This is a genomic window from Ralstonia pickettii, from assembly GCF_030582395.1.
In the GTDB taxonomy this organism is placed as follows: domain Bacteria; phylum Pseudomonadota; class Gammaproteobacteria; order Burkholderiales; family Burkholderiaceae; genus Ralstonia; species Ralstonia pickettii_D.
The window spans coordinates 3,127,469-3,153,910 of record NZ_CP104381.1; the positions used below are offsets into that span (position 1 = coordinate 3,127,469).

Consider the following 26,442-nt stretch of genomic DNA (forward strand, 5'->3'; position numbering starts at 1 on the left):
CAGCCTCGGCTTATTCCAAGCGCCCCAGGCAGAGCCGCGCCTTGCGGTCTGCCGGGCGCCGCGACCCCGTGCCACTACCACGTGTACGGGAAGCGAAGCGTAAAGACGTAGTTCGGCGCGTCCGGCGTCAGGCCCATGGCCAGCGTGGCGCTGATCGACAAGTTCTTGGTCAGCACATGGCTGATGCCGAACGTCATCGTGCCTACGTTGGTTTTGCTGCCCACCACCGACTGCTCGGCCCCGCCCTCTGGGGTGATGCGCGTGTTGCCGGAGAATGCCGTGCTGTAAGCCATCGTCAGCGCCGTGCGGTCGTTCAGCGCCAATGCGAGGCCTCCGCCCAAAGTGATGGTATCGCCCAGCTTGACTTTGCCCGGCTGCACCACGCCTTCGGTCGAGGAGATGTCGGCAAACGAGCGCGGCACGTAGTACGTGTAGCTGGCATTGGCAAACAACACCACCGGGTCGTACGTCTTCAGGAAAGACATGCCCAGCGTGCCGCTCCATACACCGTTGCCGGTCGGCAGTTGCTGGTCGATGATCAGGTTGTTGTTATTGCTGTCGGCATGGATCAGTTTGATGCCGAACGGTGAACGCCCGGTCGGTGCACGCACGCGAAAGCTGCCGACAATGTCCGGCAAATCCGCTGACTCCTTGACGAGCTGATAGTAGATGCCGGCACTCACATCGCCCAAGCCCGCGGACGTCTTGTCTGCCTCGCTGACGGTGCTCGATGCCCCACCCGCACCGCCGCTGAAGAACGTGCTGGAGCGATACACGGCCGGCACTGTGAAATCCGCGCTCAGCCGATCGCTGAAGCCATAGCGGCCGGTGACGTCGAAGGTCGTGACATTGGCCTTGGTCTGGACCAGGTTGATCTGCCCGAGAAAGATCGCATCCAGCGCCAGAAAGCCCGACAGCGCGAGGTTGCGGCGGTCGTAGTAGCTGTAGCTGATGCCGGTATCGATTGTGAAACGTCGCTCAAACAGCGGCGCGTGCTCGGATTGGAAGACGAGGTCCTTGCTCTGGATGCGAGGCTTGTCGTTGGGGTCGGGGCGCGCGGCGGTTGTGCTTTCCGACGCGGGCGCCGTGTTGCCGGATTGGGCGACCAGCGCAGACGACGGCGATTGTGTTGCCGTGGTTGCGCCCGCAGCGGACGCCTGTGCGTTGCCGGCACCGACGCCACGCCCGCGCACGCGCACCAGCTCCAGGTCGCCGACGCGCTCTTCCAATGCATCAATGATCTTCTGCTGCCGCTCGATGATGCGCTGCAGACGCGCCAGGCGCGCGTCAAAGGAGTCTTCGGCAGACGGCGCCGATTGCGCTTCGGCCGCTGCAGGAAGCAACGACCAACATGCCACTGCCCACGCCACTGCCGTGCGTCGGTGTCCCATGTTTCCCCCCGGAAAGCAAGGCGGAGGCTAAAGAGCCTCCATATCAGCGCATCGGCCCTATTGCCGAGCGCCGCCTCTCACTGCCTGCCTGTCTGTTCTTCTATTGCGTCGTTATAGGAAATTTTGCATCGGCACGTCTAGCGGCGTAAACCCGCCACCGCCTGCAATGCCTGCGCCACGCCGATCTGAGCCAGCTGCTGACGCGACATCGTCTGCATCTGCAGTTGGATCGACAACTGATTGGCAATCAACTGCGCATTGCCCGCCATTTGCGCCACCTGCATCACGCTCCCCGCCGCCCCGGCCAGATTGGGCGTCACCGACTGCGAGACGACGCCCATCGGGCTGGTGATGGCAACCTGCACGCCGCCCGCGCCCGCCTGGGCCTGGGCGGTGAATCCGTTCTGCGCCGCCGTTGCCAACGCGCTGCCCGAAGGCAGTGTAGGCAATGGAGCGGTCTGCATCGAGATCGATGTGGTGTTACTCGCCAGATTGTTGTTGCCAGCCACCTGTGTCACCTGGCCGACACCGTTGACCTGTACACCGGCCCCGCCGGAGGCTGTCGCCCCGGGTGTGGCGCCCGCCAGAGCCCCAATGCCCATCTGCACCGACGCCAGTGTGCTCACTGCGACGCTCGCGGTACTTGTGCGCAGGTTGGTGGCGAGCAGCCGCGCTTCGGCCGCTGCCTGCCCTGCCTCGTTGCGCCATTGCGAGGCCATTTCAATCATGAATCCGCTGACGATGCTGGCGCCGAGGTATTTGCCGCGCTGCTGGGCCAGCTCACCGTCATCGGCCAGCTCGACTGCGGTGCCGGAATGAAACAGCACGGCACTGTCGTGCGCTTCGGCCGGCGCGGAACGATCAGGGAGCGGCCCGGCGCTTGCTCCGGCACACCAGCCGGCATACGCGAGCGGCAGCATCCATGCGAGTGTCTTGGTTTTCATCAGAACAGGTCCCACCGGGCAGGTCCAAATTCCATCTGGATCGGCAGCATCCCTCCCGAGAACGCGGCGTTCTCACGCGCACGCAAGCTGGGAGCATTCGTCTGCAGCAATCCGGAATCGGCCTGGACCGACACGTCGCCGACGATTGCAAATACGAGGCCATTCCACGCAGGCGCAAATTCCCACTCCTGCATGATGCGGTTGCCCAGTGCAGGGTCGGCGATAAACACCCGCCCCTGGGCCGCGCGCTTGACGACCACGAAATGTTGGTACCCGTTCAGGCTCAACAAGACGATCACCGGGATCGCCAGATCGCGCAATGCCGCCATGTCCACACGGTAGCCACGGCCCCGAAAGCCGAGTGTCTGCACATAGTTGCGCATATCGAGCATGGAGAACCCTTGCTCGGCGACCTGCTTCGGGTCGCTCACTTTCATCATGTCGGCAATGACGCGGCGCTCATCGATGTCCAAGCCATATCCGTAGCGCAGCAACGTGCCGACCGCAGCCGCCCCGCAACTGAAATCCTGCTGCTGTCGCATCACACTGCGATAGCGCAGCTCCGCCATGCTCTTGACCGGCTTGTTCAGTGGCATTTCGCTGTCGGCGCGCAACGCAATCGCGCCCTCCTGGGCACTGGCCTGCGTTGCCCACAAGCCGCCTGCGCAGAAGAGACACAACATCACCCTGCCCACCGATTGCCGGTTCAGTCGCATGAATCCCCCCCTTGGGGAACGGACACCCGACCGCCGGAGCAGCGGCCGGGTGTTTGGACGCTAGCCTTAGTTGGCGGCCTTGGCCGTGGCGATTGCCAGGCCGTTGTGCTGCAGGTTGCCCGCGCCAGCCGCGATGTTCACGCCGATGTTGCCCATCGCGTTCATCAGTGCAGTGCCGTTCAGCGATGCAACATTGGTCGGATCGCAACCATTCAGGCGCAGCGAGTTGTTGTCAGCCGACTGCTTGTTGTAGTCGGTGGCCTTGGCGATACGGCCCGACGTGTTGGTCGATGCAGCCATGCCGTTCTCTTGCAGCTCCCCCGCGCCCGCAGCGATGTTCACGCCGATGGTGCCCTTGGCGCCGTTCAGAGCGCTACCGCCCAGCGATGCCTTGTTGGCCGCATTGCCGATGGACAGGGACTCACCCGGGTCCGCCTGGTTGTTGAACACCTGGGCCGAAGCGAACACCTTGCCGGCATCCACGGCCGCCAGCGCAACGTCGTTGGACTGCACATTGCCAGCGCCGGACGTGACGTTCACCCCGACCGCGCCCTGCGCGCCCTTGAGCGCCTGTCCATCAACCGTCGCCGTATTGCTGCCACGCCGCAGGTCGACCGAGTTGTTGTTGCTGGATTGCGTGGAATCGACAACCGCCGACGATTCCGAGCTGAACGGCACAAAACCCAGCGCGAGGCCGTAGCCCTGCACGTGGATGTCATTGCTGATTTCGGTCACGTTGCTGATAACCGCCCCGGAGGAGCGCGGACCGTCGTCTCGTCCCTGAGCGTGGGCTGCACCTGCAGCCAGCAGGGCGAGTACAGCAATGGCAGTCAGTTTGGCTTTCATGGTGATCTCCCTTCCTTCTGTTGCTGTTAAAAAAGAGTGCCCGCCGGGGGACGGAGCACAAAGACGTTGGATACGACATTCCCCGTTCCTGCCGTCTGGTTGACCTGCACAACGCCGGAGGTATTGCGCAACGCCGTCGATGCAATCGACGCGTCTTGCCTGGCCTCCGCCGCGGGCGCGGCATCCTGACGACGAGACTGTGCAGCCACGCCCGACAGGGCACTGTCGGCAAGTGGCTCGATGTGATGGGATTGCTGTTGCACAACCGACGCAGTGGGGGCGATCACCGCGACGTTGAGCTGTGCGTTGCCGGCACCGCTGGCCTGATTGATCGACACCAGACCCGCCGCACCATTGAAAGACGCGCCCGCCAGCCGGCTCGATGCCGATACGCCTGATCGAACCCGCCCGACAAACTGCGATGACACGACGCGGGCCTCATCGGTCGACACGGCGGCCACGTTGGCCTGCACGTTGCCCGCCCCCGAGGCCTGATTGACGGCCACGCGCCCGGCCGTGTTTGCCGCGGCATCGCCCTCCACCACGGCGGACACCGGCGCACTTTGGGCCCACGCCGCGCCAGCCGGCACGGCGCTGAGCACCGCCACTACGAAGTGCCACGTTAGAGACTTCACGGCTGCCCGCCACGCGAGAGCGGCGCCAGTGCGCCGCTGATCTGCGACGCAATGCCCGCCGTGGCCTGCACCACTTGCCCGCCTACGCCGCCAACGGCAGCGCCGCTCACGGCGTTACCGACGGAAAGCCCGCCCGCGGTGGGTTGCAATCCGGTTCCCGTGGATGACGTCAGGGCGCGCTGCAGGCCTGACGTTGCGTTGCCGGAAGCGGCGCGCGATGCGCCGAGTTCGCCGTCAGACAGCACCGACATGACCGACCCGACGGATTGATTGAACGCCTGCGTAGGAAACGGGCTCACCGCCGTGCGGATGGGCAGTGCATCGGTCTGAACGCCCCGATAGGCGACGCGCGGGGTGACATCGCGCTGCACGATGATGTCGCCCTCGTCGGCATGTGCCGGCGCCAAAGCAAACGCCATCGCCAGACACGCAGCCAGTGCGGTCGGCTCTATCGCGCAAAAGGTCGCCCAACGCCAAGCATGGCGCTGCGAGGTGATTGTCGGCATGGCTCGCTCCTCCCCGGGGGCCCTAGAGCGACATCCATGCCATGACGACTAACCGCCTGATTTGTCTAGAAAATCACCCGTCAGGAGAGACCATGCACCCCTGCAGCACGCATTTTTGTGTCATGGCTGAAACAGGCAAGTCACTGAATTGAGCGAAGCAAGCCTGCCAGGACAAGGAATCGTCAGGGCGGGGACGCCAATTGGAATGTTTCAGCCGTGAAGCAGTCACCGCGACGACGCTCTCACCCTACTAGGCACGCTGCCTCGTTCCCGGCCACGCGGTTACACCATGGTCGCCAACCGCCCCCCCCCCCCGGCGATGAGAAGCTAGAATCGCGCGAGCTGCCACCAGCGACCAGCCGCAAAACGTCACGACCACTCACCCGCGGGGATTTGCGCAATGGCCATGAAACGCCTCGTCCTTTCGGTCCTGCTTCTGTTGGTGATTGTGGTGATCGCCGGCCTTGCATCGCCATGGCCCAGCGTGTTGGTCATCCGCGCCATCTTCGATCACGGCGCTGCGCAGGCATCCAAAGCATTGGAGCCGTTGGTTCCCAACGATGTGGCTGTGCAAACCGGCCTGGTCTACGACCCCAGCGACGCGGATGGGCGCCTGGACATCTATCGCGGCAAGGCGGCCACCCCGGACGGCCCTGTCGTCGTGTGGTTTCATGGCGGCGGATTTGTGTCCGGGCGCCGGGCCGATCTCGCCAACTATCTGAAGATCCTTGCAGGCAAAGGCTTTACGGTCGTCAATGTGGACTACACCATCGCGCCCGAGGCGACCTATCCCACGCCCATCCGGCAGGCCAACAGGGCGCTTGCGTTCCTGTCCGCGCAGGCTTCGCAATTGAAGATCAATGCAAACAAGATGGTCTTGGCGGGCGACAGTGCGGGGGCGCAAATCGCGGCGCAGACGGCGGCCCTGGTGACGAACGAGCGCTATGCGCAGGCGCTGGGAATCTCACCCGAGCCATTGGCAAATCAGATCGCCGGCGTCTTGCTCTATTGCGGCGTGTACGACATCACGCAGATGGGCCAAAGCGGCGGCTTGGGTGCCTGGTTCGTCAAGGCGACCGCGTGGGCGTACAGCGGCAAGCGAGATTGGAATCAGGTGCCGGGGTTCGACACCATGTCGATCACCCCTTACATCGCCCGCAGCTTTCCTCGCGCGTTTGTGAGTGCGGGCAATGCCGATCCGCTTGGGCCGCAGTCGGTGGCCCTCGCAGCCGCGCTGCAGGCGCAGGGAGTGAATGTAACGAGCCTCTTCTTCCCGAAGGACTACCAGCCCCCGCTCGGGCACGAATATCAGTTCCGGTTGGACACCGACGCCGGCAAGGGTGCGCTGGCGCAATCGGTGGCCTGGCTCAGGTCGCTATAGGTCGAAGCGCCGCAAAGCGCGGCCGCGCCTGCTTTACGCCCTGCGGCGCGACGTGAGGTTTGCGGTGATCCACGCTGCCACGTCGCTAACCGGAATGGCATGGCGTTGATTGAGCGACCCGCCCCTGTCCCAGCCCGCCGAGCAAGGACGGCTCGATCCACTCCAGGCGGCTGAAGGGGCGGGCCAGAGCGGCCCGGGGCGGCTTCCGGCTCGCCGGCGACCCGCCCGTAAATCACGGTGCCGCCCCGGCCGGCTACACGCTCTGGCTGGACGTCCGGCGCACTCAACGATCCGAACGCTCGACGACGACCTCGCTAATCTGAAGCACCGGTGCAATGTCGGTGTAGTTGACGATATCGGCCAGGATCTCCGCGCCGTGCTGCTTCATGGCCGCCTGGAACGCATCGGCCGATTCACAGATGAACGCGCACATCGCCACGTAGGCAGGTGGCGTGCCGGGTGCTCCGCCGGCCAGGCCTTTATCGACGGTGTAGTACGCACAGGCATTGCCAAGTCGCGCCTTCGCCAGCGGCATGTGGCGCTCGCGGTAATAGTCGTGGTCGAAGCGTGCGCCTTCGGCGTAGGGGTACATCACGGTCACTTTGATCATGCAGTTCTCCTTGTCTTCATTGGTGTCGACATGAACCCGCGCACACGTGAGCGATCCATATGCCGCCACAAGCGGCGCAATGGCTTGCCAACAGCAGATTGCGGGGTATTGGTGTTCTTCTTCCGGCGAGGCAACGTCCGCTTCTGGCCGGTACTCAACGGTGGCTGCAGGCGAGTCAGTGCAACACCGGCAGCCAGAATGTCCCTTCCATGACGGCTACGCATTTTCCGCCGACGCGAACTCTCGATGTGTCGCCTGTCTTCTCGCAAGATGCAAGGAGTGTGCTGGGGCGCCCCATGTCAACGCCTTGCCGCACGCGCAACGTCAATTCGGGCACTGAGCGCGATGCAGCCAGGAGCGCAACCGTGGCGCACGTTGCGCTGCCCGTTGCGGGGTCCTCTGTCATGCGGGGTGTAAACATCCGCGATTGCAGATCACACCCCGCCTGAATGCCGTCGTCCCCGACGTCCCGCGTGTACGCGTAGATAGAGACGGCGCCATCGAGCGGCAAGGTGGCCTTGTACGCAACCGGGTTCGGTACGCAGCGGCGCAAGGCATCCCGCGAGCGCAGCTCAACAATGAGGAAGGGCAGCCCCACCGATGCGACGATCGGCCGGTGCACATCGACTTGAATGTCTTTGGCATCAAGCGAGAGGCAGGCGGCAACGCTGTCGACAGCAACTTGGGAGCGCAGAGACAACTGCTCCGGCGCAACGAGTTCACCGCCGACAACGGTGGTGCCTTCCATGAGCTGCCGAACCGGCACCACGCCTGCCGCTTCATCAAAGACCAGGGTGTTCGGTAACGGCTCGCCTGCTTCTGCGGCCTTCGTGGCCAGCACAAAAGCCGTCCCGATGTTGGGATGGCCGGCAAACGGAATCTCTCGCGACGGCGTGAATATCCGTACCCATGCGGTATGCGATGGGTCTCGGGGCGGAAAGACAAACGTCGTTTCGGTGTAACCAAATTCAGCTGCGATGGACTGCATCTGCTCGGTCGACAAGCCTTCGCAATCCAGCACCACCGCGACTGGGTTGCCCTGGAGCGGGATGTCGGTGAACACGTCGGCTGTCACGTAGCGGCGCTTCATGGTTGCTCTTTTGTGTGAGGTTGCTGGCTAGTCGGAATCCCTTTGCTCGAGCAATCGACTGTAGTTCGGCTGGGCGTGTATGGCTAGGCTGCGAAAACTGTCAAACGGCGTCGAAGAACGTCATGGTGGGTATGGGGCATGGAACCCCGCAGCAAGCGCGGCAGCCGAGGGGCTACTGTAGTGGATCCCTCCTGGCCCCGTTCACGACCTTCCGACCCGCACCGAACAACCCATCTAAAAAATTAGCTTGCAATTCAATAGCGCGCTATATATATTCTCCTCCATGAACACACGCAAGCCTTCCTCCGCACGCCGCGACCTCGCCCTGGACGAGCAGCTTTGCTTTGCGCTGTACTCAACCATGATCGGGATCAACAAGGCGTACCGGCCACTGCTCAAGGCGCTGGACCTGACGTATTCGCAGTACCTCGTCATGCTGGTGCTGTGGGAGCAGGACGCCCAAACGGTGTCGGAGATTGGCGAGCGCCTGTTCCTCGACTCCGCCACGCTCACCCCGCTGTTGAAGCGGCTGGAGGCAGCAGGCTTGATCGAACGGCAGCGCTCGGCAGAGGACGAGCGGCGGGTGATCATCTCGCTCACGGCGGCCGGCAAGGCGCTGGAGAAGCGGGCCGAGAAAGTGCCGGCATGCATGGCTGCGGCCATGGAGTGCGCGCCCGGCGAGCTGGAAGAACTGCGCACACAGTTGAATGCATTGCGCGGGCGGCTCTTCAAGAACGCCGCCTGAGCACACACGTATCGCCGACGGGCGCCTAATCGCGTCCGTTTTTTTAAACTTATTAAGTAGTGCGCTATTTAATCGTAAGCAATGCGGAGCGGCCTCGACAGCCGATGCGCGTACCACCCCCCTCTCACAGGAGAACCACCATGTCGATCGAAAACGTCCTCTACCGTGCCAATGCTCGCGCCACCGGCGGCCGCGATGGTCGCGCCATCACCGACGATGGCCGGCTCGACGTGCGCCTGACCACGCCGACCGAACTCGGCGGTGCCGGCGGCGAAGGCACCAACCCCGAACAGCTGTTTGCCGCCGGCTACAGCGCGTGTTTCCTGGGCGCCATCAAGTTTGTGGGGGCGCGCGACAAGATCCGTGTGCCGGCAGATGTGTCGGTACAGGGCACCGTCGGCATCGGCGTCATTCCGAACGGCTTCGGCATTGAAGTCGACCTGAAGATCAGCCTGCCCGGCATGGACCCGGCCGAAGCGCAAACGCTCATCGACCGCGCGCACGTCGTCTGCCCGTACTCCAACGCAACGCGCGGCAACATCGACGTACGCCTGAGCCTGGTCTGACCCGCACGCCCTTCCCCCAACCACCGATAAGAAGCACTGCCATGAACCGCATGACCAAATTTGCCGCCGGCACCCTTCTCTCTTTGGCAGCAAGCGTCGCCCTTGCTGCGGGCAGCCCGGGCGTGGAACGCAACACCCAGTCCTTCCTCGACGCCCTGGCCGCGGGCGGCGGACAGCCGCTGGAAACACTGTCCCCCGCAGATGCGCGTGCCGTGCTGGTGGGCGCGCAGGCCGCAGCAAAGGTGTCGCTGCCGCCCGCGGACGTCAGCCAGAAAACCATCACCGTGGATGGCAAGCCGATCAGCCTGACGATCGTGCGCCCTGCTGGCGCGAAGGGCACGCTGCCCGGCTTCATCTTCGTGCACGGCGGCGGCTGGGTGCTGGGCGACTTCCCCACGCACGAGCGCTTTGTGCGCGACCTGGTGGCCGACTCCGGCGCCGTCGCTGTCTTCGTCAACTACACGCCGTCGCCCGAGGCGCGGTATCCGGTAGCCATCAACCAGATCTACGCCGCCACCAAATGGGTGGCAGAAAACGGCGCGCAGATTGGCGTAGACGGCAAGCGGCTGGCGATTGCGGGCAACAGCGTGGGCGGCAACATGGCCACCGTGGTGGCGCTGATGGCCAAGGCGCACGGCACGCCCGCACTGCGCGCGCAAGTCCTGTTCTGGCCGGTCACGAATGCCAGCTTCGAGAACGCGTCGTACGACGAGTTTGCGCAGGGGCACTTCCTGACCAAGCCGATGATGCAGTGGTTCTGGAACGCCTACACGACTGATCCGGCACAGCGTCAGCAGATCTACGCATCGCCGCTGCTGGCCACGCCCGCTCAGTTGAAGGGGCTGCCGCCGGCACTGGTGATCACAGCAGAGAAGGATGTCTTGCGCGATGAAGGCGAAGCCTACGCACGCAAGCTCGACGCGGCGGGTGTGGATGTGACCGCCACGCGCTACAACGGGATGATCCACGACTTCGGCTTGCTCAATGCGCTGGCCGGCGTGCCTGCAACGCGTGCAGCGCTGCATCAAGCCAGTGAAGAGCTGAAGGCGCGCTTGAAGTAATTGGGTGGGCGGGTTGTTTCACCGCCTTTGCCCCTTCACTGTTCATTGGTCAGCCAGCAATGCGCCCGCCCGTGTCTTTTGCACGCGGTGGGCGTGTTGCGTTGTGTTTTGGTCTGCAACGCTAGCCGCATGAAACAGCCCAACCTGGAAGCCCAAACAACCGTGGCACCCAAGGCATCCACCGTCGTGCAGATCCGTCGCACAAAGCCACTACAATAGCGGCCCTTCGCCAGTGGCGCCCGTTCCTGACCCCCGTGCAGGGGCATGCCTCCAGCTGCACTCCAGAAGCCCAATCCTATGATGTCAAACGCCTGCGGCGTCGATTTCGGCACGTCCAACTCCACCGTCGGCTGGCTGAGACCGGACGCACCCACCCTGCTGCCGCTCGAAGACGGCAAGGCGACCCTGCCTTCCGTCATCTTCTTTCACGCCGAAGACCCGACGGTCAGCTACGGGCGGGCCGCGCTGGCCGACTATCTTGCCGGCTACGAGGGCCGCTTGATGCGCTCGCTCAAGAGCCTGCTCGGCACATCGATGATGGACGACAGCACCGAGGTCATGGGCCAAGCCATGCCCTTCCGCAAGCTGCTGGCGCATTTCATTGGCGAACTCAAGCGGCGCGCCGAGCATGCCGCCGGCCATGAATTCCGCCGCGCCGTGCTGGGCCGCCCGGTGTTCTTCATCGACGAAGATCCCAAGGCCGACCAGCTTGCCGAAGACACGCTGGCGGACATCGCGCGCGACGCCGGCTTTGACGAGATCGCCTTTCAGTACGAGCCCATCGCCGCCGCGTTCGACTACGAGGCCGGCATCAGCGGCGAAGAACTTGTGCTCGTGGCGGACATTGGCGGCGGTACGTCCGACTTCTCGCTCGTGCGCCTGTCGCCCGACCGCGCGAAACGCCTTGACCGCCGCGAAGACATCCTCGCCAACGGCGGCGTTCACATTGGTGGCACCGACTTCGACCGCGCCTTGAGCCTGGCCAGCGTGATGCCGCTACTGGGCCTGAACAGCACGCTGCGCAACGGCAAGGCAATGCCGTCCGGCCAGTATTTCGACCTGGCGAGCTGGCACACGATCAACCACGTGTACACGCGCAAGGCGTGGACGGTGGTGATGGACAATTACCGAGATGCCGCCGACACCGAAAAACTCGACCGCCTCATCCGCCTGATCCGCGAACGCGCCGGCCACTGGCTCGCTATTCAGGTGGAAGCCGCGAAGATCGCGCTGTCGGACGCCCCGTTGGCGGAGATCGACCTGCACCGCATCGCGCCCGAGTTGAAGCAGCCCGTCACGCGCGAGGATTTCGACCAGTCGATTGGGAAGCTGGTCGGCAAGACGGTCTCGACGGTGCAGGCGATGCTGAAGACGGCGGGCGTCGCAGCGGAAGCAGTCGATACCATTCTCTTCGCCGGCGGCTCCAGCGGGGTGCCGTTGCTGCGCGAGCAACTGGCGCAAGTGCTGCCGTCGGCGCGACGCGTTGAGGGCGACCTGTTCGGCGGGATCGGTTCTGGCCTGGCGCGCGATGCGGCGCGCAAGTTTGGCTGATGGGTTGAAAGGCTGAGGGGTAGCGGGACGTTTCAAGCGTATCGAACCAGATCGCCCGGGGCGCGGCAGGATGTGTCTAAAGGAAAACCAGATGAAGCTCCTCACCATCTCCGGCAGTGCCCGCCGCGATTCAGTCAACACGGCGCTACTGCTCGGCTTGAAAGACGTTGCCCCTGAGGGGGTTGAGCTATTGGTATTCCATCGCCTCGACACCCTGCCGGTCTTTTCCCCTGACCTGGAAGGCCAACAGACACCCGCGGAAGTGCTGGAATTCCTGGCACTCGTGTCCGGATGCGACGGCATCATTATTGCCAGCCCCGAATACGTTCGCGCTATTCCGGGAGGGCTCAAGAACGTCATCGATTGGATGGTCTCGCGATTCGAAGTCATCGGGAAACCGATTGCGCTCGCACATGCATCGCATCGTGGCGATGACATGCTCACCTCGCTCCGGCTAGTGCTGTCCACTGTCAGCGATCAATTTCTCGATGATGTGTTTTTGCGCATCCCGTTGATTGGAAAAACGCCAGACGAAATCAAAACGCTACTGAAGGTGCCTGAGCGGCAGTCCGAAATGCGCGGATTTCTGTCCGCCTTCGCGGCGGCGATTCATGCTCGGCAGACAGCTTCAACAGCCAACGCCCAACTGCCACTCTGACCAGCTCAGGCATTCCCGCCCGTCACGGGAATGCGTCAATCTCTTGTTATTGGCTATAGCCCCGCCGCTCTATGGCGGCTAACACGTCCCACGTTTGCGGATCGACATCGCGGCCCCCGAGCGACATCGATACGTACGCATCAATCGCATCCACAAAGCCTTTGATAAAAGCCGGCGGAAACGCGTGCGCGGACAGATGCTGAAGCTGCTCGCGCAGCATGCCCGGGCGGCATTGGCCGTGTGAGCGCATGGCGGTGCGTGTGCGTTTGAGATACGCCTGCGCTGCGATGGCGCCGTTCAGGTAAGTACGGTTCTTGGTGAGCCTACCTGTGTCGGAGGACGTGGGCGGTGGGCTGGGTGATGCGGGTGGAGATGGGTACGACGCTGGTCGCGTCTCGTCTGCAATAGGCATAGGCGCCTCCGTGAGTATTGATTGGAGGTCCGCCTTCTCGTCGCCAGACGAAGGGGGCGGGCCTGACGGCGGGGCTGGCGAACCGGTACTCACGGCAACCGGCAGACCTTGCGGTCTCCCCACCCGGCCCGCCATAGGAGGCATGCGCGAGTGTGCCCGAGCGTATCCGCCAAGCGGATGCTCGTTGTGAGTATGTCGAGTCGCCAAACCCGGCTGCCGTTGGTGCGGCAGCGGAATGGATTATAGCGATGGGGGCAGCGGCGAAAGTTGGATTCTTGATTCGTCAGGAGCGACGATCGGAAGGTCACGCTCCACCCTCAAACAGTGGCGCTTCACTCTCAGAGAGTGGAACGCGAGGGTCAAACTGAATCGCCCCGACTTTCCTAGACACCCACGAGCCGTGGGGAATGGCGTTGTTCGAACTCTACCGGTGATAGACCGTTGGCGCTCGAATGGCGCCGTGTTGGGTTGTAAAACATCTCGATGTAGTTGAAGACGTCGGACTTGGCCTCCTGCCGGGTGGCATAGATCTGTCGGCGCACCCGCTCGCGTTTGAGCAACTGGAAGAAGCTCTCCGCCACAGCGTTGTCGTGGCAGTTGCCGCGCCGGCTCATGCTGCACAGCAGGTTGTGCTCGCGCAGGAAGCTTTGCCAGGTGTGGCCGGTGAACTGGCACCCCTGATCCGAGTGGATCAGCACCTGCTGGTGCGGACGGCGGCGCCACAGCGCCATCAGCAAGGCATCCAGCGCCAACTGGGTATCGATGCGCTGCCCCATGGACCAGCCCACGACCATGCGCGACCAGAGATCGATGACCACGCTCAGGTACAGCCAGCCTTCGTGCGTGCGGATATAGGTGATATCGGTCACCCAGGACTGGTTCGGAGCATCGACCGTGAACTGCCGCTGCAGATGATTGGGGGCGACCACCGCCGGCTTGCCGGCACGCCCGGCAGGGCGTCGACGGTAGCCTGATTGAGAACGCAATCCCTCGGCCTTGAGCAGCCTCGCTACACGGTGTTTGCCGCAGCGCTCACCCAAGTCGCGCATGTCCAGGGTGAGCTTGCGATAGCCATAGACCCCCCCGCTCTCCAACCGCGCCTGCTTGAGCAGTCCGAGCAGCCGCTGGTCGTCCTTCGCACGCGGGCTCAAGGGCTGCGCCTGCCACGCGTAATAACCGCTGGGATGCACCGCGATCGCTTTGCACAGACGGCGCACGCTGTATTGACCCGCGTGCGCCTTGATGAAGGCGTACCTCACCCGGACTGCTTGGCAAAGTACGCTACGGCCTTTTTTAGGATGTCGCGCTCCTCGGTCACCCGCTTGAGTTCGGCCTTGAGCTGGCGCACCTCCTGGGATTGCGATACCAGCCCTTGCGGCTCTGCCACGGGCTGGCGTCGCTGTTTGATCCACTGGTACAGGCTGTGCTGGCTCACGCCCAGCCCTTGCGCGACCTCCGCAACGCTGTGGCCTCTGTCCAAGACCCGATTGACCGCCTCGACCTTGAATTCTTCGGTGTATCTCTGCGCACTCATCGCAACCCCTGACTAACCTCTAGTTTGAGGCTCACAGGTGTCTACGGGGAGCGGGGCGATTCAGTCGAGCGCCAGTGTCAAAGAGTCGAATTCGACCCTTTGAGGGTCGCGTTTGAGCCTCAAACACTCGAACTTCACTGTCTGAGGGTCACGTTCCACTGTCTGAGAGTCGAGCGTCAGTGTCGGAGAGTCGAGTTCGACAGTCCAAGGCTCGCGCTTCACGCTCCAACATTCGAACGGCGTGAGCGGGCTTGCTCGCCCCAGTGCGACCGGTTTCCCGTCAAAAGTTGTGTACAGCATTGCGATAAGCCGCAGCGGTAGCCAACCTCACCGGGTTGTGCCAATCGGCATGACGTTGATATCCGCTTTAGAAGGAACGCAATGTCTCAGAACTTGATCTCGTTTCAACCCAGCGCCACCGACCTGACCGCCATTGACGGTGCGCTCAAGACACTGGAAGAAAAGCTCGTCGGCCTGATTGGCCTGTCAGTCGAGCAGCGCAGCACGCTCATGAAGATGGGCGACAAGTCCGAAGCGTTCTGCCGCCAGGCAGTGGAACTGCTGAGCAACAACCCCGGCGTGCTTCCCGCCAATTTCAACCTGCAGGAAATGCGACGTGACTTGGTGGGCTTTGACACCCTGCGCCCTCGCCTCGCCCGCGTGGAGAAGTTGCTGGAAAGGATGCAGGATTCGCAACTGGCGATGGGCAGTGACCTGATGACGGCCGCGCTGGAGGGTTACACGTACCTGAAGGTTGCGGGCAAAGGGGAAGGGTTGGAATCGGCGCGACGGACGTTGTCGGCGCGGTTTAGCCGGGGGCCACGGAAGACGGTCGAGGAGGTGGCTGGGGAGTGAGGTGAGGGGCTGCTGATGGTGGCCTAGATTTGGAAAAGCCCGCGATGCTGTTTGGCTCGCGGGCTTTTTTTCCGAGCTTAGGTCGCCATAGCACGTGATCAACTGCGTACGTCGGCCGACCGCGTATGTAGCCGCCTCCAAACAAGACGAATATCTAGAAAAATGCGTCCTCGGGAGGGGGCGCATTTTCCATTTAGCATCGATTTCTCGAATCCTTACAGGATTCTGTGATCAACGCCTTCCGATATTGCAATCCCTTTTCGCATGCCTCCATGCAAAAAAACCAGTGTCTTGGAACTACCTTACTGCCCTGAAAACAGTCGATGCACTATATATTCCGCTGCGCGCCTAGATAGCTCGTCGGTCATCTCACGCCTAATAACCTGACCATCATAAGGCAAAAGAACGTCATCCACTATTTTAGATAAATTCATCTCATCTGCTCTACGATAGTATCTTTCGAGTATACGGGAGAATCTTGTCCCGTAAACGGGCCATACCGATTCCGTTGGTAGTTCGTTACCGGACTCGAAGAGAGGGATGTTTTTTACCTCGAACTCAGGCAATCTGGTTTCGGCTGGCTCGCTTTCTCTGAATGGATCAACGAGATACCCGTAGCGAAAATCTGGCCCGACATATCCGCATCCAAGTCGGATCAAATAGCCTATCTCACCAAAAAACTGGATGTAACCGTCAACGCATCCATCTTTTGAGTAAACTGCTAAGAAATGATCGAACTCACCGAGATGCGGTAATACCACTTCCTCCGGCGTCGTGAGCCAGCGTACGAAGTCAGGGCATCGTCCGATACCGTTGAGAACGAATTTTCGTAGCGCATCAAACATCGGGAGCAACGCAACCTCGACATTGCGGGCTCCCAACAAATTAAACGCAGATTTCAACGCACCACGGAAAAATTCGTCGCCACCCAACCCACTTTTTAGATTGAGACGGTCATCGATATAACTGCTTTCCTGGACGGCTTGTTGCTTCAATTCATCGATATCGAATTCTGCGCCGGGGAAGGATTGTTTTAGTTTTGCGACCGCCCAGCCCACTTGCCTCATATCCCCCATTATTACCTGGACCTCGTGCTTCCCGTCCGTAAGTGGTCTGGTTTTAATGACGGGCTCAGCGATCATCGGCACACCTCCGGGAGGTAACGCATACCTAGTGCCGGAACTGCTCGATACGTTCTTTAATGTTGGACCGTCGCCACCACGCCCGCCTTTAGTCCCGAGAAGATTGCGTATCTCTCTCAACCCCTGCTCCAAGGCCGCGTCGATTCCACTGCCAAACTTACTTTGAGCTTCGTTTGATGATATTTCGGAAGAAGTCCAGCGAGCACCAAGGAAATTTTGAAGAATATGTTCGCCATCCGCTTCAGAAAATTCATTTCCCGTGTAGATGCACTTGTACATTGCCAGCCCTTTTAATATGCAATCCTGAAATTGCTGCCAAACGCGAGCAACCGATTTATGTCCATTAAAGTCCGCATCATAGTTTAAACGCCACTTGATGGAACCATTGTGGATTTGCACCTCTGCAGCTATTTAAATAGCCGTGCCAACCGAAAGAACTGCAATTGTGCGTAGACGCCCTGAGTAGTCCCTCTCAGCAGTGAAGTTCGTTCATGCGCCTGCGGATGTAGTTCAGGTTGTCCCGCCACGGCGACATCTGCTGCGTAGTCACAGACAGCCGCAAAATCCCATCCCGATCCGCCTTAAGCCGGGCGCACTCCGCGTTAACACCGCTGACCTGCTGCTGAACCGCAACCGCCTCAGCCGCCAAATCTCGATCCCGCTGCGCCATCCGCTGGTCCCACTGCCTCGCAAGCTGCTCTTCTGCCCGCTTCGCCGCTGCCGCAGCCTCTTCCATCTCACGCTGACGAGCGTTGGCCGGTGCCTCGGTGGGCGCATTGCCGACGAGCGCGCGCATCGCCTGCCCGCACGGCGCTTCCGTGTAGACCGTCTGCCCGTTGATCACGCATTTGTTCACGCCAGCGGGAGGTGTGGCCCGCGCTGCAGGTTGCTGCACCGGGGCCATGGGTTGGCGTTGTGGCGGCGCTGTGTTGGGCGCCGGCTGTGTTGAAGCAGCCTGCTGGCTCGGCACGGCTGCGCCATTGCCAGTGAGCCGCAATTGCTTCGCGGCGATGTAGACGACCAGAAGAACGGCCACCCAAACCATCAAGGAAACGATCCAGTGCACGCCCTGCTTGGTGCTTTGGGGTGGCTTGCCATACCAGCGGGCGTATTCCTTCTGCCAGTCGGGATTGCGCACCTGCGGCTCTCGACGGTCTCTGAACCAATCGCGATCTTGTACTCCCACGACCCTCACCCCTTTCTATGGCGGCTTGTTTGTTATTTGCTGGAACCGCGCCGGACATAATCCGCTGGCTGGATATAAGTGGTGCGCCTGTTCCCGGCGACGATCTACGCTACAACGAATTTATCCGGCGCGAAATGCCACAAATTGGGGTATCGCACGTGCGCCTTGCCAAGGCTCAAAAATAAATAACGCCTTGAAACTGCCGCACGCACTTCCCCGGCTCGGCGCCTGCCTCGATGTTTCTCTTTGATTTTTAAGGGGAAAGCGCCGTTGCCAGAGCGGCGGCATTTGAGGGGCAAACCCCGGAGGCTACGTCGGTCGTAAATCGAAAGGGTTAAGCGCGTGCCTGTATTACGCCGCGCGATACGGCACGCAGAAAAATGCGATGGATTGGAAAATTGCTGGCAACAAAAAACCCGCGACGCTCAACGCTTCGCGGGTTTTTTTGGGGGCATCGCTCATCAAACGCTGCCAGTAACTTGGTGGCCGAAGGGCAATCGAACAAGCTCATGAAAGCCGCGCGGTTAAGCCAATCCTCTCGCTTTTCCTTACACCTTGCCCCCAAAGTTGCCCCCACGGCGATCTGCGTTGCCCTAGGTGGGGCCAGCATTATGTATCTACGCTCGCACTACCTCGTTGGCAAATGCACGTTACCGGGACGGGAAGCAATGCGAATGGCTCCCACATTGAGGCAGACAGCCGATGCAAAGAGGTCCGTCTTGCGGGGCGCTGTTTGGTGTCTCTGAGCATTCCGCCACCGCGCCTTCATTCCTGAGGCGGTGAGCCAGATCCTTGATATGGCGCTCGTGCGTGTCAGATGCCCACACCACGCCGATCCAACTTTTCGACATTCCGCAGCGTTATCGCAGTATCGCGATTTGGAATATCGAACCTGCAGCCGCTGATGCAGCATGGTTGAAACAACGCCCACTGCTGGACTGAACCGCATGCAGCCTAGAAATTCACGTTCCAAGTCGCGCACTGGCCTGTCGGTACGCGGGTTCTGCGCTTACTCCCTCGCTTCGCTAGTGTTGGTTCCGGCAATTGGCATCGGTCAGGCCTTGGCCGCGCCCTACACCTCGGCCGAAGCGGGAATCATGCAAGGGTTTCCACCGCCGCTTGAAAAGCAGATTCCGCTGGGTGGCGGGTTGCGGCCGCCCTTCATGCACTGGGCGCTGAGCCATGCGCGCGAAACCGCCCCGACGAGCGGCGTTCGCCATTCAGAGCAACCCATGCCGCTACCCTCGGCGGGCACGATGCTGCCGGACAATCTGGAGATGCAGATCGACGGCAAACCACTGCGGCTGTCTGAGTATCTGAACGCCACGCATACCGATGCCTTTGCGGTGGTGTATCGCGGCAAGCTGGTCTATGAGCACTATCGGGGCGATATGCGGCGTCATCAGCCCCACATCTGGGCGTCGATGACGAAGTCGATCACGGGCCTGCTGGCTGCGATGCTCATAGATGACGGCAGACTAGACCCAGCGGCGCCGTTGTCTCGCTACGTCCCGGAACTCGCCGGCAATCCGTTCGGCGATGCAACCGTGCAGCAGAACCTCGACATGGAAGTGCCTGTGGCCTATCCGGTTGAGCTGCCGCCCGACCTGGGGCTGTTTGGCGCGGTCGGTATCGTGCCGCGAAAGGGCAACGCGCCCGACAACATCTATGACTTCCTCAAGGTCGTGCACACGAACGAGCCGGCCGCGCGCAAGACCGGTGCGGATCGTATCTGGTACTACCAGAACGGCTCTGCTGAAGCCGTTGCCTGGGCGCTGCGCCGCATCGCTGGGCAACGCTGGGTGCAACTGGTGACCGATCGACTCTGGTCGCGGGTGGCCGATGACGATGCCTATGTTAGCGTGGACCGCCTGGGCACCGAGATGGCCAGTGGGGGCTTCAACTCTACGCTGCGTGACGCCGCACGCTTTGGCGAAGCCGTACGGCGCGCCATGGCCGCCGATACGTCGGGGCCCATCTCGCCGGCGGTCGCACGGATCGCGTTTCGCCCCGCAACGAACCAGGCCAGCTTTGCGCGTGATCGCCTGGCCGCTGGACGTAAAGGCTATGGCTACCGGGACTACTGGTACCAGTGCAACGACGGTGAAGGCAGCGTTGAAGCCAGCGGCCGGTTCGGGCAGCGCATCTACATCAATCCGCGCCGTGAAATGACCGTCGTGAAGTTTGCATCGAGCCCCGATGACGCAGCGCGCCCGGTCAGCGTCAGCGGCACGCCAAGCCCCCCCCGGCCGGACCAGTCGCTGGAAAGCTCGACTGTATTCGGAGCGGTCGCGCGCGCATTGCATGAGCAGCTTCAAGCCACTCAGGCGCAATCAGCAAACAAATAGAAACTAGGTCAGGAGAGGGAGGGAGGATGGACAGCAACATCCGCTTGTCGCTATGGGCTGCACTCTGTCTGCTGCCGCAACTGTCGTACGCCGATGTCACGCTGTACGGCGTAACCGATGTAAATATCGAGTACGTCAATCACTTGTCGGGCGTGCTCCCGACACAGGCCGGATTTCCCGGGCCGGGGAAGAGCCGAATCGGCTTGACCTCCGGCGGGCTGGCAGGCTCGCGGTGGGGCGTGCGCGGCACCGAGGACCTGGGCGGTGGGCTCAAATCCATATTTGTGCTGGAGAGCGGGTTTGAACTCGACACGGGTGTCGCCTCGCAATCCGGCCGCATGTTTGGTCGTCAGGCATTCGTCGGATTGGAAGACGAGCGCGCGGGCCAATTGACGTTCGGCCGCCAGTACACCGCAGCCTTCGACGCATTTTCCAATTTCTCGCCGAGCCGCTATTCCACCCAGTACGAGCCGATTGCTGTTCTGCTCGGGCTCGATTTCCGCTCGGACAATGTCGTCAAGTACACGGGCCGCTTCGGCAGTTTCAGCGCTATCGCCAACTGGTCGTTCGGCAATGGTGTGACGGGCGGCGGTGAAGTCCCTGGCCAGTTCCAACGGGACACGGGCTACGGCCTAGGCATGAATTACTTTGCGGGCAACGTCGGACTTGCGCTGGCCTTCGACCGTTTCAACCCGACGCTGAATGCGGCCGGCGGCACAGGCAACTTCAGAAAGGCCGGGATTGCGGGCAGCTATCAGGCGGGGCCCGTCAAACTGATGGGCGGGTACCGCTGGGGACTCAACAAGGCGGCCAACGGCGCGACGCTCGTGCAGGACCATTACTACTGGGCAGGCGCCAATGTCAGCGCAACGCAACGGCTCGACCTGACGTTTGCGTTCTACTTCGACGACGTTCGCAGGCTGGGCACCGCCAACGTCAAGAACCCGTGGCAGGTTGCCGTGATTGCGGATTACAGCTTCTCGAAGCGGACGGACATCTACCTGACGACCGCGTACGTCCGGCATGCCGGCATCAACTTCGATACGTCGGCGGTCAACTTTGCGAACGGATACTACCTCGGCGCACGCCGGGACAGCATGACGGCGGTGGCTGTCGGCATTCGCCACCGGTTCTGATGGCGAGCGCCCGGCGCCCCTTTTATGCTACTACGAGCTTGACGCCCCGGCTCGCTTGCGCAGGATTTCCACGAGGCGCTGTGTCAGCGGCGACTGATACGCCCCCTTGCGGCGCAGTAGGCCCACATTCCGCGCCCAGCGTGTGCCGGGCAGCTTCAGCGCGCGCAGACCCTTAGGAGATTGTTCGAGCGCCCGCCTGCTGACGATGGTTACCAGGTCCGTCTTGCGGATGACGGCCATGAGTGAATCCGCCGACGAGTTAGTTTCCAGCGCGACGTTCGGCGGCGGCAAGCCCGCTTCTGCAAAGTAGGCATCGATGACGCGGCGGGCGATCACGGTGGTATTGGGCAGCAGCCACAGCTGCGCAGCCAGATCGGCGATCTGCACCTTTGGCAGGGCGAGCAGTGGATGGTGATCGCGCACCGCAAGCACCAGCTCATCGGCAAACAGCTTGATGCGTTCGAGTTCCGGATCGGCGTTGCGGGGTAGCGCGGTGATGCACAAGTCCAGCGAGCCGTCGCGCACCAGGCCCTGGAGCGTATCTGCCAGCCCGATGGTCACCCGCACACGCGCTGCGGGCCGATGCCCTATGAGTTCGGCAAAGGCGTCCGAGAACAGCGACCCCATAATGGAAGTCGGCACCCCAACGCGCACCAGCCCAAGTCTGCCAAGGTGAAGATCATTCGCCTCTTTCAGTGCTTCGCGAAACGAACAGCGGACCTTCACGATACGTTCCAGGAATGTCGCTCCGGTAGTGGTCAGCTCCATTCCCTTTGACGTGCGGTCGAACAGCTGGAAGCCAAGTTCTCGCTCCAGCCGCTGGATGCCTTTGGTCACTGCAGGCTGGCTCTGGCCCAGCGCCTCCGATGCCAACCCGATCCGACCGAATTCCGCTACCGCAATGAAATAGTTAAGGTCTTCCAGGCGCATGGCAGTCGGTGAAGCACGTGAGTAGGGGCGATGGTAGAAGAGCGCGGGAGAGTGGTCAATTTGTCGCCGAGTGAGCACCGACCACGCGCATCTCACCGACCACAGCGCATGGGTGTATAGCAATACTACGAGGTGGAACCTCGCACTTCGCAGCAGGGCTTGAACCTCGTCAGATTCGAGGTTTGCGACAAAAGCATGCCTAGAAAGAGTGCACAAATATGGTTCTGAGACACACTCCTTGGCGAGTCGGAATCACGTGGGCCACCGTGGTCGCACGAACACCATCGGCGCGAGGAGCAGCGCGCATCGTACGACCAACGTACCCCGGAAGGCATCGATGGCGCGCAGCAATTCGGCCACCTTTACCGGGTCGGTGATGGAAGCGAAATTCTCATGTTTGGCAGGCGGCAACGCGCCTCGTAGGTCGCCGGATGGATCGCGGATCGCGCGACCTGTAGCGACGGCGTAGCGGAATATCTGGCCGCAATTCTGGTGGGGCGCGGTGCGCCGTATCCAATGCGCCGCGCGCTTCGATTCGACGCAGGACTGTCAGCACTTCGGGCGCTGTAATTTCCGCAATGGGTCGCCCACCCAGCCAGGGAAAGATATCGGCTTCCAGGCGACGAATGATCTTGGTCGCGTGGCTCTCGGCCCATGTGGGCGAATACCTGGCAAACCACTCGCGGCCCACTGTCTCGAAGCTGTTGGCGGCGCGCTCGACCGTTGCGGCCCTCTGCGTCTTCCGCTCGATCGAGGGGTCGATGCCGCCCGCCAAAAGGCGCTTGCCGTTGTCACGCCGCTCGCGTGCCTCCTTCAGGCTGACGACGGAATAGGACCCCAATGAAAGCCGCTTTTCCTTGCCCCCAAACCGGTACTTGAGACGCCACAACTTGCCCCCTGTGGGGTACACCTCAAGGTAGAGACCGCCGACATCGGCCAGCTTGTACGGCTTATCTGTTGGCTTGGCGGTACGAATTGCTATGTCGGTCAGAGGCATGGGGGCAAGTGATTCTCCGGGTGGCAACTTGCCCCCGAATTTGCCCCCACTTGCCCCCACTTGCCCCCGGGTGTCAACGGCAATACTTAGGCAACGCTGGCAACAAAAAACCCGCAAAGCCTTGCAGCTAGCGGGTTTCTTGGCAACGCTTGGCAAACCTTGCCAGTGAGTTGGTGGACCGAAGGAGGATCGAACTCCCGACCTCCGCATTGCGAACGCGGCGCTCTCCCAGCTGAGCTATCGGCCCGTGAAAAATGAGTCTACCCGAACTCCCCGGGCGCTTTCAATCGGGGGTTTAACCCGCGTTTTCCATGCCCGGATTGCCTTCCATGCCGACAATGCGCGGCGTGTTCAGCGGCCCGGCGGTCACTTCGCGCTGGTCGCGCAGCCAGTCGGCCAGCACGTCCCATACGGGGCGGCCGCCGGCCTTGCGGGCTTCGGGGGACACGGCGGCCCAGCCGGCCACCTTGTAGCGGCGGTCGGCGTCGATGGGCTTGCCGTCACCCGGGCCCAAGCGCATGTCGGCAATGCGCTGGCCCATGGGCTTCATCGGGTCGATGGTGTAGCGCAGGCCGCCGGTGCGCACCATGTCGCCGCCCTGCTGGTAGTACGGGTCTGGGTTGAACAGGTTGTCGGCCACGTCTTCCAGCACGGTCTTGATGGTGGCGCCGGTCATTTCGGTCAGCGTGGTGGCCGGGTACGTGATGGCGGTCTGGGCCATCAGCGCTTCCATGGTCAGGGCCTCGCCGGGCAGCAGCGTGGTGCCCCAGCGGAAGCCGGGCGAGAAGGCAATCTCGGCGCCCTGCGCGTGCATCAGCCCATCGACGATGAGCTGGTCGAACGTGCCGTTGAAGTTGCCGCGCCGGTACAGCAGGCCGCGGTTGGTGGCCAGCGTTTCGCCCAGCTTGTCTTGGTACGGCGCGCGCACGCGGTCAATCAGCGCCGTCATGGCCGGGTCTGGCGGCAGCAGGTCGGCAAACACGGGCAGCAACGTATAGCGGATGTCGCGCACGGTGCCGCCGCGCACATCCAGATCGAGCACGCCGACAAACTTGCCGTTGGCGCCCGCGTTGGTCACTAGCGTCACGCCGCCCGGGTTGCTGACCTTGACGGGCGCGGGCACGGCATCGTGCGTATGCCCGCCCAGGATGGCGTCCAACCCGCGCACGCGCGAGGCGAGCTTCCGGTCGACATCCATGCCGTTGTGCGACAGCAGCACGACCACCTTGGCGCCCTTGCCGCGCGCCTCGTCAATCATCTTCTGCAGCCGTTCTTCCTGAATGCCGAAGGTCCAGTCCGGCGTGAAATCGGCCGGGTGCGCGATCGGCGTGTACGGAAACGCCTGCCCGATGATGGCGACCTGCACGCCGTTCAGCTCGCGCAGCACGTACGGGTCGAACACCGGGTCACCAAAGTCGGCGGTCTGGATGTTCTGCGCGACAAAGGCGACCTTGTTCTTGAAGTCGTGATCGACCACGTGGCGCACGCGGTCGGCGCCGTAGGTCATCTCCCAATGCGGGGTCATGACGTCCACGCCCAGCGCAAGGGCGGCATCGACCATGTCCTGGCCGTTCGTCCACAACGCGGTGGCAGAGCCCTGCCAGGTGTCGCCGCCATCCAGCAGGAGCGCATTCGGGCGCGTGGCGCGCAGGCGCTTGATGAGCGTGGCCAGATGCGCGAAGCCGCCCATGCGGCCGTAGCGGCGGGCGGCCTCGGTAAAGTCGAGCGCGGTGAAGGCGTGCGCGGCGCGCGAGCCCGGCGCAATGCCGTAACGCTTGAGCAGCGCGTGCCCAACCAGATGCGGCGGCTGCCCGGCCCATTGCGCCACGCCCAGGTTGACGCTGGGCTCGCGGTATTCGATGGGCAGCAACTGCGCGTGGCAGTCGGTGAAGTGCAGCAGGTGGACGTTGCCGAAACGCGGCACGTCATAGCTGAACGTATCGGCGTGCGCGTCGGTCAGGCGCAGGCCGGCGGCTGCGGCAATCGCCAGGGCTTGAACGAATTCGCGGCGGTTCATCGTTTGGAGCTGTGTGCGTAGCGTGCGAGGTCGGCCACGTCGTCTTCCAGCATCTCGCCGACTTCCTTGCGCACCACGCGGCCCTTGGCGTCGAGCACGAGCAGTTCGGGCAGGCCCTTGCGCGGGCCGGTGGCGGCGCACAGCGCGTCGGTTTCCATCGTCACCGGAAAGGTGAAGCCGCGCTTGGCGACGTAGTCCTTCGCAAGCTGCGGGTTGGCGTCGATGCTGATGGTGAGGATGCGGAGGTCCGTGCCGCGCGTGGCGTCATACAGCTTTTGCAGGCGGGGGTTCTGCAGCGCGCAGAACGGGCACCACGATGCCCACGTGGCGATGATGACGGGGTGCCCGCGCCATGCATCGCCCGGCACGCGCGTGCCGTCGAGCAATTGCACGTCGGGCAGCGCCACCACATCGCCCACTTCGACGGCCTGCACGGTGCTTGCGGCAAACACCATCGCCGCTGCCGTCCACATCAGGAACCGTCGAATGGCTTGCATGGCGTTATTGGGTCACTGGTTCACGGGCGATGCGGGGTCGAACAGCAGCGCCATCACATCGCGGATCTGCTGTTCGGTGAGGATGCCCTTGTGCCCGAAGCGCGGCATGTTGGAGCACGCCGCATACGCGTTGGAGTTGTAGATCTTGCCCCACGTGTAGCGCAGGATCGCCTCCGAATCGCCGCGCAGCTTGCCGTACTGGTACAGCGACGGGCCGATGGTGCCGTACGACACCTCATCTTTCGACAGGCGGTGGCAGGCGTAGCAATTGGCGCCGTTCACAGTGCCGGCCGGGTCGGAGAACTGCATGCCGCGGCCGCTCTGCGCGGTCTTCTCGCCTTCCTTCCAGTCGCCCAGCCAGGTGTTGTCTGCCGGGTAGTGGATGGTCTTGAATTGCGCGTCTTCCAGCTTCTTGGCAACCGCAGCGGGCACGGCATTGCGGTCGGCAAACTGGCTGCAGACCTTTTGCACGTCGTCGCGCTCGGTCACGCCTTCCACGGTGGCCGGGCCCTTGGAGACAAAGCTCTCCTGGATGACCTTGGCGAGGGCCGTGTCGGCCTTGGCTTCGGGCTTGGGTGCGGTGACGGCCTTGGAGGTGGCGTCCGCTGCCTGCGCGGTGCCGGCGGCCAGCGCCAATGTGAGCGCCGTCAGAACGATGGGGGTCAGTCGGGTCATGCGTGGCCTCATC

General features: G+C 62.5%; 25 protein-coding genes, 1 tRNA gene and 1 pseudogene. 9 read left to right on the forward strand and 18 right to left on the reverse strand.

The window, feature by feature from the left end:
- Positions 1-74: 74 nt before the first annotated feature.
- From N5B55_RS15110 to N5B55_RS15135, 6 genes are all read right to left on the reverse strand, one after another.
- Entirely contained in the window at positions 75-1,391 is a 1,317-nt protein-coding gene (locus N5B55_RS15110) for a transporter (RefSeq protein ID WP_154208007.1), read from the reverse strand.
- 137 nt (positions 1,392-1,528) lie between these two features.
- On the reverse strand, positions 1,529-2,335 hold the full coding sequence (locus tag N5B55_RS15115) for a hypothetical protein (protein WP_304538559.1): 807 nt from the start codon (positions 2,333-2,335) through the stop codon (positions 1,529-1,531).
- Positions 2,335-3,051: a C39 family peptidase gene (locus tag N5B55_RS15120; protein ID WP_012436675.1), complete on the reverse strand. Its 717-nt coding sequence runs from the start codon at positions 3,049-3,051 to the stop codon at positions 2,335-2,337. The genes N5B55_RS15115 and N5B55_RS15120 overlap by 1 nt, the downstream gene beginning before the upstream one ends.
- 66 nt (positions 3,052-3,117) lie before the next feature.
- Positions 3,118-3,897 (reverse strand): hypothetical protein, encoded by a 780-nt coding sequence (locus tag N5B55_RS15125; protein ID WP_015855857.1) that lies wholly within the window; start codon positions 3,895-3,897, stop codon positions 3,118-3,120.
- Between the two features lie 26 nt (positions 3,898-3,923).
- Positions 3,924-4,532: a hypothetical protein gene (locus N5B55_RS15130; RefSeq protein ID WP_178959448.1), complete on the reverse strand. Its 609-nt coding sequence runs from the start codon at positions 4,530-4,532 to the stop codon at positions 3,924-3,926.
- The gene (locus N5B55_RS15135) at positions 4,529-5,038 is read right to left on the reverse strand and encodes a hypothetical protein (protein ID WP_304538560.1); all 510 of its coding nucleotides are present in this window, start codon (positions 5,036-5,038) and stop codon (positions 4,529-4,531) included. The genes N5B55_RS15130 and N5B55_RS15135 overlap by 4 nt, the downstream gene beginning before the upstream one ends.
- Positions 5,039-5,444: 406 nt before the next feature.
- Between N5B55_RS15135 and N5B55_RS15140 the strand changes: the two genes are divergently transcribed.
- Positions 5,445-6,419, forward strand: coding sequence for an alpha/beta hydrolase (locus tag N5B55_RS15140; RefSeq protein WP_304538561.1), 975 nt, complete (start codon positions 5,445-5,447; stop codon positions 6,417-6,419).
- Positions 6,420-6,702: 283 nt separating this feature from the next.
- On the opposite strand, the gene N5B55_RS15145 is transcribed toward N5B55_RS15140, so the two are convergent.
- The gene (locus tag N5B55_RS15145) at positions 6,703-7,029 is read right to left on the reverse strand and encodes an EthD family reductase (protein ID WP_009239636.1); all 327 of its coding nucleotides are present in this window, start codon (positions 7,027-7,029) and stop codon (positions 6,703-6,705) included.
- A gap of 175 nt (positions 7,030-7,204) precedes the next feature.
- The gene (locus tag N5B55_RS15150; protein ID WP_178959444.1) at positions 7,205-8,119 is read right to left on the reverse strand and encodes a PhzF family phenazine biosynthesis protein; all 915 of its coding nucleotides are present in this window, start codon (positions 8,117-8,119) and stop codon (positions 7,205-7,207) included.
- Positions 8,120-8,402: 283 nt separating this feature from the next.
- On the opposite strand from N5B55_RS15150, the gene N5B55_RS15155 reads away from it, so the two are divergent.
- The 5 genes from N5B55_RS15155 (at position 8,403) to N5B55_RS15175 (ending at position 12,700) form a co-directional block, all read left to right on the forward strand.
- Positions 8,403-8,864, forward strand: coding sequence for a MarR family winged helix-turn-helix transcriptional regulator (locus N5B55_RS15155; protein WP_015855863.1), 462 nt, complete (start codon positions 8,403-8,405; stop codon positions 8,862-8,864).
- A 140-nt stretch (positions 8,865-9,004) separates the two neighbouring features.
- Positions 9,005-9,430 carry an organic hydroperoxide resistance protein gene (locus N5B55_RS15160; protein WP_178959443.1) on the forward strand — a complete coding sequence of 142 codons (426 nt, stop codon included), beginning with the start codon at positions 9,005-9,007 and terminating at the stop codon, positions 9,428-9,430.
- A 41-nt stretch (positions 9,431-9,471) separates the two neighbouring features.
- Positions 9,472-10,491: an alpha/beta hydrolase gene (locus N5B55_RS15165; protein WP_178959442.1), complete on the forward strand. Its 1,020-nt coding sequence runs from the start codon at positions 9,472-9,474 to the stop codon at positions 10,489-10,491.
- Between the two features lie 297 nt (positions 10,492-10,788).
- Positions 10,789-12,042, forward strand: a complete 1,254-nt coding sequence (locus N5B55_RS15170; protein WP_304538562.1) for an Hsp70 family protein — start codon at positions 10,789-10,791, stop codon at positions 12,040-12,042.
- 91 nt (positions 12,043-12,133) lie between these two features.
- A complete protein-coding gene (locus tag N5B55_RS15175) occupies positions 12,134-12,700 on the forward strand; it encodes an NADPH-dependent FMN reductase (RefSeq protein WP_304538563.1) in 567 nt (188 codons plus the stop codon).
- Positions 12,701-12,746: 46 nt separating this feature from the next.
- Here N5B55_RS15175 and N5B55_RS15180 read toward each other — a convergent pair whose 3' ends face one another.
- A complete protein-coding gene (locus tag N5B55_RS15180; protein WP_182593863.1) occupies positions 12,747-13,112 on the reverse strand; it encodes a hypothetical protein in 366 nt (121 codons plus the stop codon).
- A gap of 383 nt (positions 13,113-13,495) precedes the next feature.
- Positions 13,496-14,646, reverse strand: a protein-coding gene (locus tag N5B55_RS15185; protein WP_304538564.1) for an IS3 family transposase whose coding sequence is annotated in 2 segments (ribosomal slippage) — positions 13,496-14,400 and positions 14,400-14,646 — 1,152 coding nt in all. Because the reading frame shifts where the segments join, the coding sequence is not laid out codon by codon here.
- Positions 14,647-15,027: 381 nt separating this feature from the next.
- Here N5B55_RS15185 and N5B55_RS15190 point away from each other — a divergent pair.
- Positions 15,028-15,501 (forward strand): hypothetical protein, encoded by a 474-nt coding sequence (locus N5B55_RS15190; RefSeq protein WP_178959570.1) that lies wholly within the window; start codon positions 15,028-15,030, stop codon positions 15,499-15,501.
- 302 nt (positions 15,502-15,803) lie between these two features.
- Here the strand turns inward: N5B55_RS15190 and N5B55_RS15195 are convergent, their stop codons facing one another.
- Together N5B55_RS15195 and N5B55_RS15200 are read right to left on the reverse strand one after the other, a co-directional pair.
- Entirely contained in the window at positions 15,804-17,042 is a 1,239-nt protein-coding gene (locus N5B55_RS15195) for a hypothetical protein (protein WP_304538565.1), read from the reverse strand.
- A 73-nt stretch (positions 17,043-17,115) separates the two neighbouring features.
- Positions 17,116-17,781 (reverse strand): hypothetical protein, encoded by a 666-nt coding sequence (locus N5B55_RS15200; protein WP_304538566.1) that lies wholly within the window; start codon positions 17,779-17,781, stop codon positions 17,116-17,118.
- Between the two features lie 1,109 nt (positions 17,782-18,890).
- Here N5B55_RS15200 and N5B55_RS15205 point away from each other — a divergent pair.
- The gene (locus N5B55_RS15205) at positions 18,891-20,177 is read left to right on the forward strand and encodes a serine hydrolase domain-containing protein (protein WP_304538567.1); all 1,287 of its coding nucleotides are present in this window, start codon (positions 18,891-18,893) and stop codon (positions 20,175-20,177) included.
- A 26-nt stretch (positions 20,178-20,203) separates the two neighbouring features.
- Entirely contained in the window at positions 20,204-21,313 is a 1,110-nt protein-coding gene (locus tag N5B55_RS15210; RefSeq protein ID WP_304538568.1) for a porin, read from the forward strand.
- A gap of 30 nt (positions 21,314-21,343) precedes the next feature.
- On the opposite strand, the gene N5B55_RS15215 is transcribed toward N5B55_RS15210, so the two are convergent.
- From N5B55_RS15215 to soxX, 6 genes and pseudogenes are all read right to left on the reverse strand, one after another.
- Complete coding sequence (locus N5B55_RS15215) at positions 21,344-22,243, reverse strand: LysR family transcriptional regulator (protein ID WP_304538569.1); 900 nt, start codon at positions 22,241-22,243, stop codon at positions 21,344-21,346.
- A 267-nt stretch (positions 22,244-22,510) separates the two neighbouring features.
- Positions 22,511-23,240 (reverse strand): annotated as a pseudogene (locus N5B55_RS15220) (tyrosine-type recombinase/integrase); the annotation flags it as partial.
- A gap of 171 nt (positions 23,241-23,411) precedes the next feature.
- Positions 23,412-23,487 (reverse strand) — tRNA-Ala (locus tag N5B55_RS15225).
- A gap of 48 nt (positions 23,488-23,535) precedes the next feature.
- Complete coding sequence (soxB, locus tag N5B55_RS15230; RefSeq protein ID WP_304538570.1) at positions 23,536-25,257, reverse strand: thiosulfohydrolase SoxB; 1,722 nt, start codon at positions 25,255-25,257, stop codon at positions 23,536-23,538.
- Positions 25,254-25,754, reverse strand: a complete 501-nt coding sequence (locus N5B55_RS15235; protein WP_304538571.1) for a TlpA family protein disulfide reductase — start codon at positions 25,752-25,754, stop codon at positions 25,254-25,256. The genes soxB and N5B55_RS15235 overlap by 4 nt, the downstream gene beginning before the upstream one ends.
- A 12-nt stretch (positions 25,755-25,766) precedes the next feature.
- Positions 25,767-26,441, reverse strand: a complete 675-nt coding sequence (gene soxX, locus N5B55_RS15240; RefSeq protein ID WP_369812408.1) for a sulfur oxidation c-type cytochrome SoxX — start codon at positions 26,439-26,441, stop codon at positions 25,767-25,769.
- Position 26,442: the final 1 nt, after the last annotated feature.

Coding starts and splice junctions, on each gene's coding strand:
- N5B55_RS15110 (WP_154208007.1), bottom strand. CDS start 1,391: ATGGGACACCGACGCACGGCAGTGGCGTGGGCAGTGGCATGTTGGTCG.
- N5B55_RS15115 (WP_304538559.1), bottom strand. CDS start 2,335: ATGAAAACCAAGACACTCGCATGGATGCTGCCGCTCGCGTATGCCGGC.
- N5B55_RS15120 (WP_012436675.1), bottom strand. CDS start 3,051: ATGCGACTGAACCGGCAATCGGTGGGCAGGGTGATGTTGTGTCTCTTC.
- N5B55_RS15125 (WP_015855857.1), bottom strand. CDS start 3,897: ATGAAAGCCAAACTGACTGCCATTGCTGTACTCGCCCTGCTGGCTGCA.
- N5B55_RS15135 (WP_304538560.1), bottom strand. CDS start 5,038: ATGCCGACAATCACCTCGCAGCGCCATGCTTGGCGTTGGGCGACCTTT.
- N5B55_RS15140 (WP_304538561.1), top strand. CDS start 5,445: ATGAAACGCCTCGTCCTTTCGGTCCTGCTTCTGTTGGTGATTGTGGTG.
- N5B55_RS15145 (WP_009239636.1), bottom strand. CDS start 7,029: ATGATCAAAGTGACCGTGATGTACCCCTACGCCGAAGGCGCACGCTTC.
- N5B55_RS15150 (WP_178959444.1), bottom strand. CDS start 8,119: ATGAAGCGCCGCTACGTGACAGCCGACGTGTTCACCGACATCCCGCTC.
- N5B55_RS15155 (WP_015855863.1), top strand. CDS start 8,403: ATGAACACACGCAAGCCTTCCTCCGCACGCCGCGACCTCGCCCTGGAC.
- N5B55_RS15160 (WP_178959443.1), top strand. CDS start 9,005: ATGTCGATCGAAAACGTCCTCTACCGTGCCAATGCTCGCGCCACCGGC.
- N5B55_RS15165 (WP_178959442.1), top strand. CDS start 9,472: ATGAACCGCATGACCAAATTTGCCGCCGGCACCCTTCTCTCTTTGGCA.
- N5B55_RS15170 (WP_304538562.1), top strand. CDS start 10,789: ATGATGTCAAACGCCTGCGGCGTCGATTTCGGCACGTCCAACTCCACC.
- N5B55_RS15175 (WP_304538563.1), top strand. CDS start 12,134: ATGAAGCTCCTCACCATCTCCGGCAGTGCCCGCCGCGATTCAGTCAAC.
- N5B55_RS15180 (WP_182593863.1), bottom strand. CDS start 13,112: ATGCCTATTGCAGACGAGACGCGACCAGCGTCGTACCCATCTCCACCC.
- N5B55_RS15190 (WP_178959570.1), top strand. CDS start 15,028: ATGTCTCAGAACTTGATCTCGTTTCAACCCAGCGCCACCGACCTGACC.
- N5B55_RS15210 (WP_304538568.1), top strand. CDS start 20,204: ATGGACAGCAACATCCGCTTGTCGCTATGGGCTGCACTCTGTCTGCTG.
- N5B55_RS15215 (WP_304538569.1), bottom strand. CDS start 22,243: ATGCGCCTGGAAGACCTTAACTATTTCATTGCGGTAGCGGAATTCGGT.
- soxB (WP_304538570.1), bottom strand. CDS start 25,257: ATGAACCGCCGCGAATTCGTTCAAGCCCTGGCGATTGCCGCAGCCGCC.
- N5B55_RS15235 (WP_304538571.1), bottom strand. CDS start 25,754: ATGCAAGCCATTCGACGGTTCCTGATGTGGACGGCAGCGGCGATGGTG.
- soxX (WP_369812408.1), bottom strand. CDS start 26,441: ATGAGGCCACGCATGACCCGACTGACCCCCATCGTTCTGACGGCGCTC.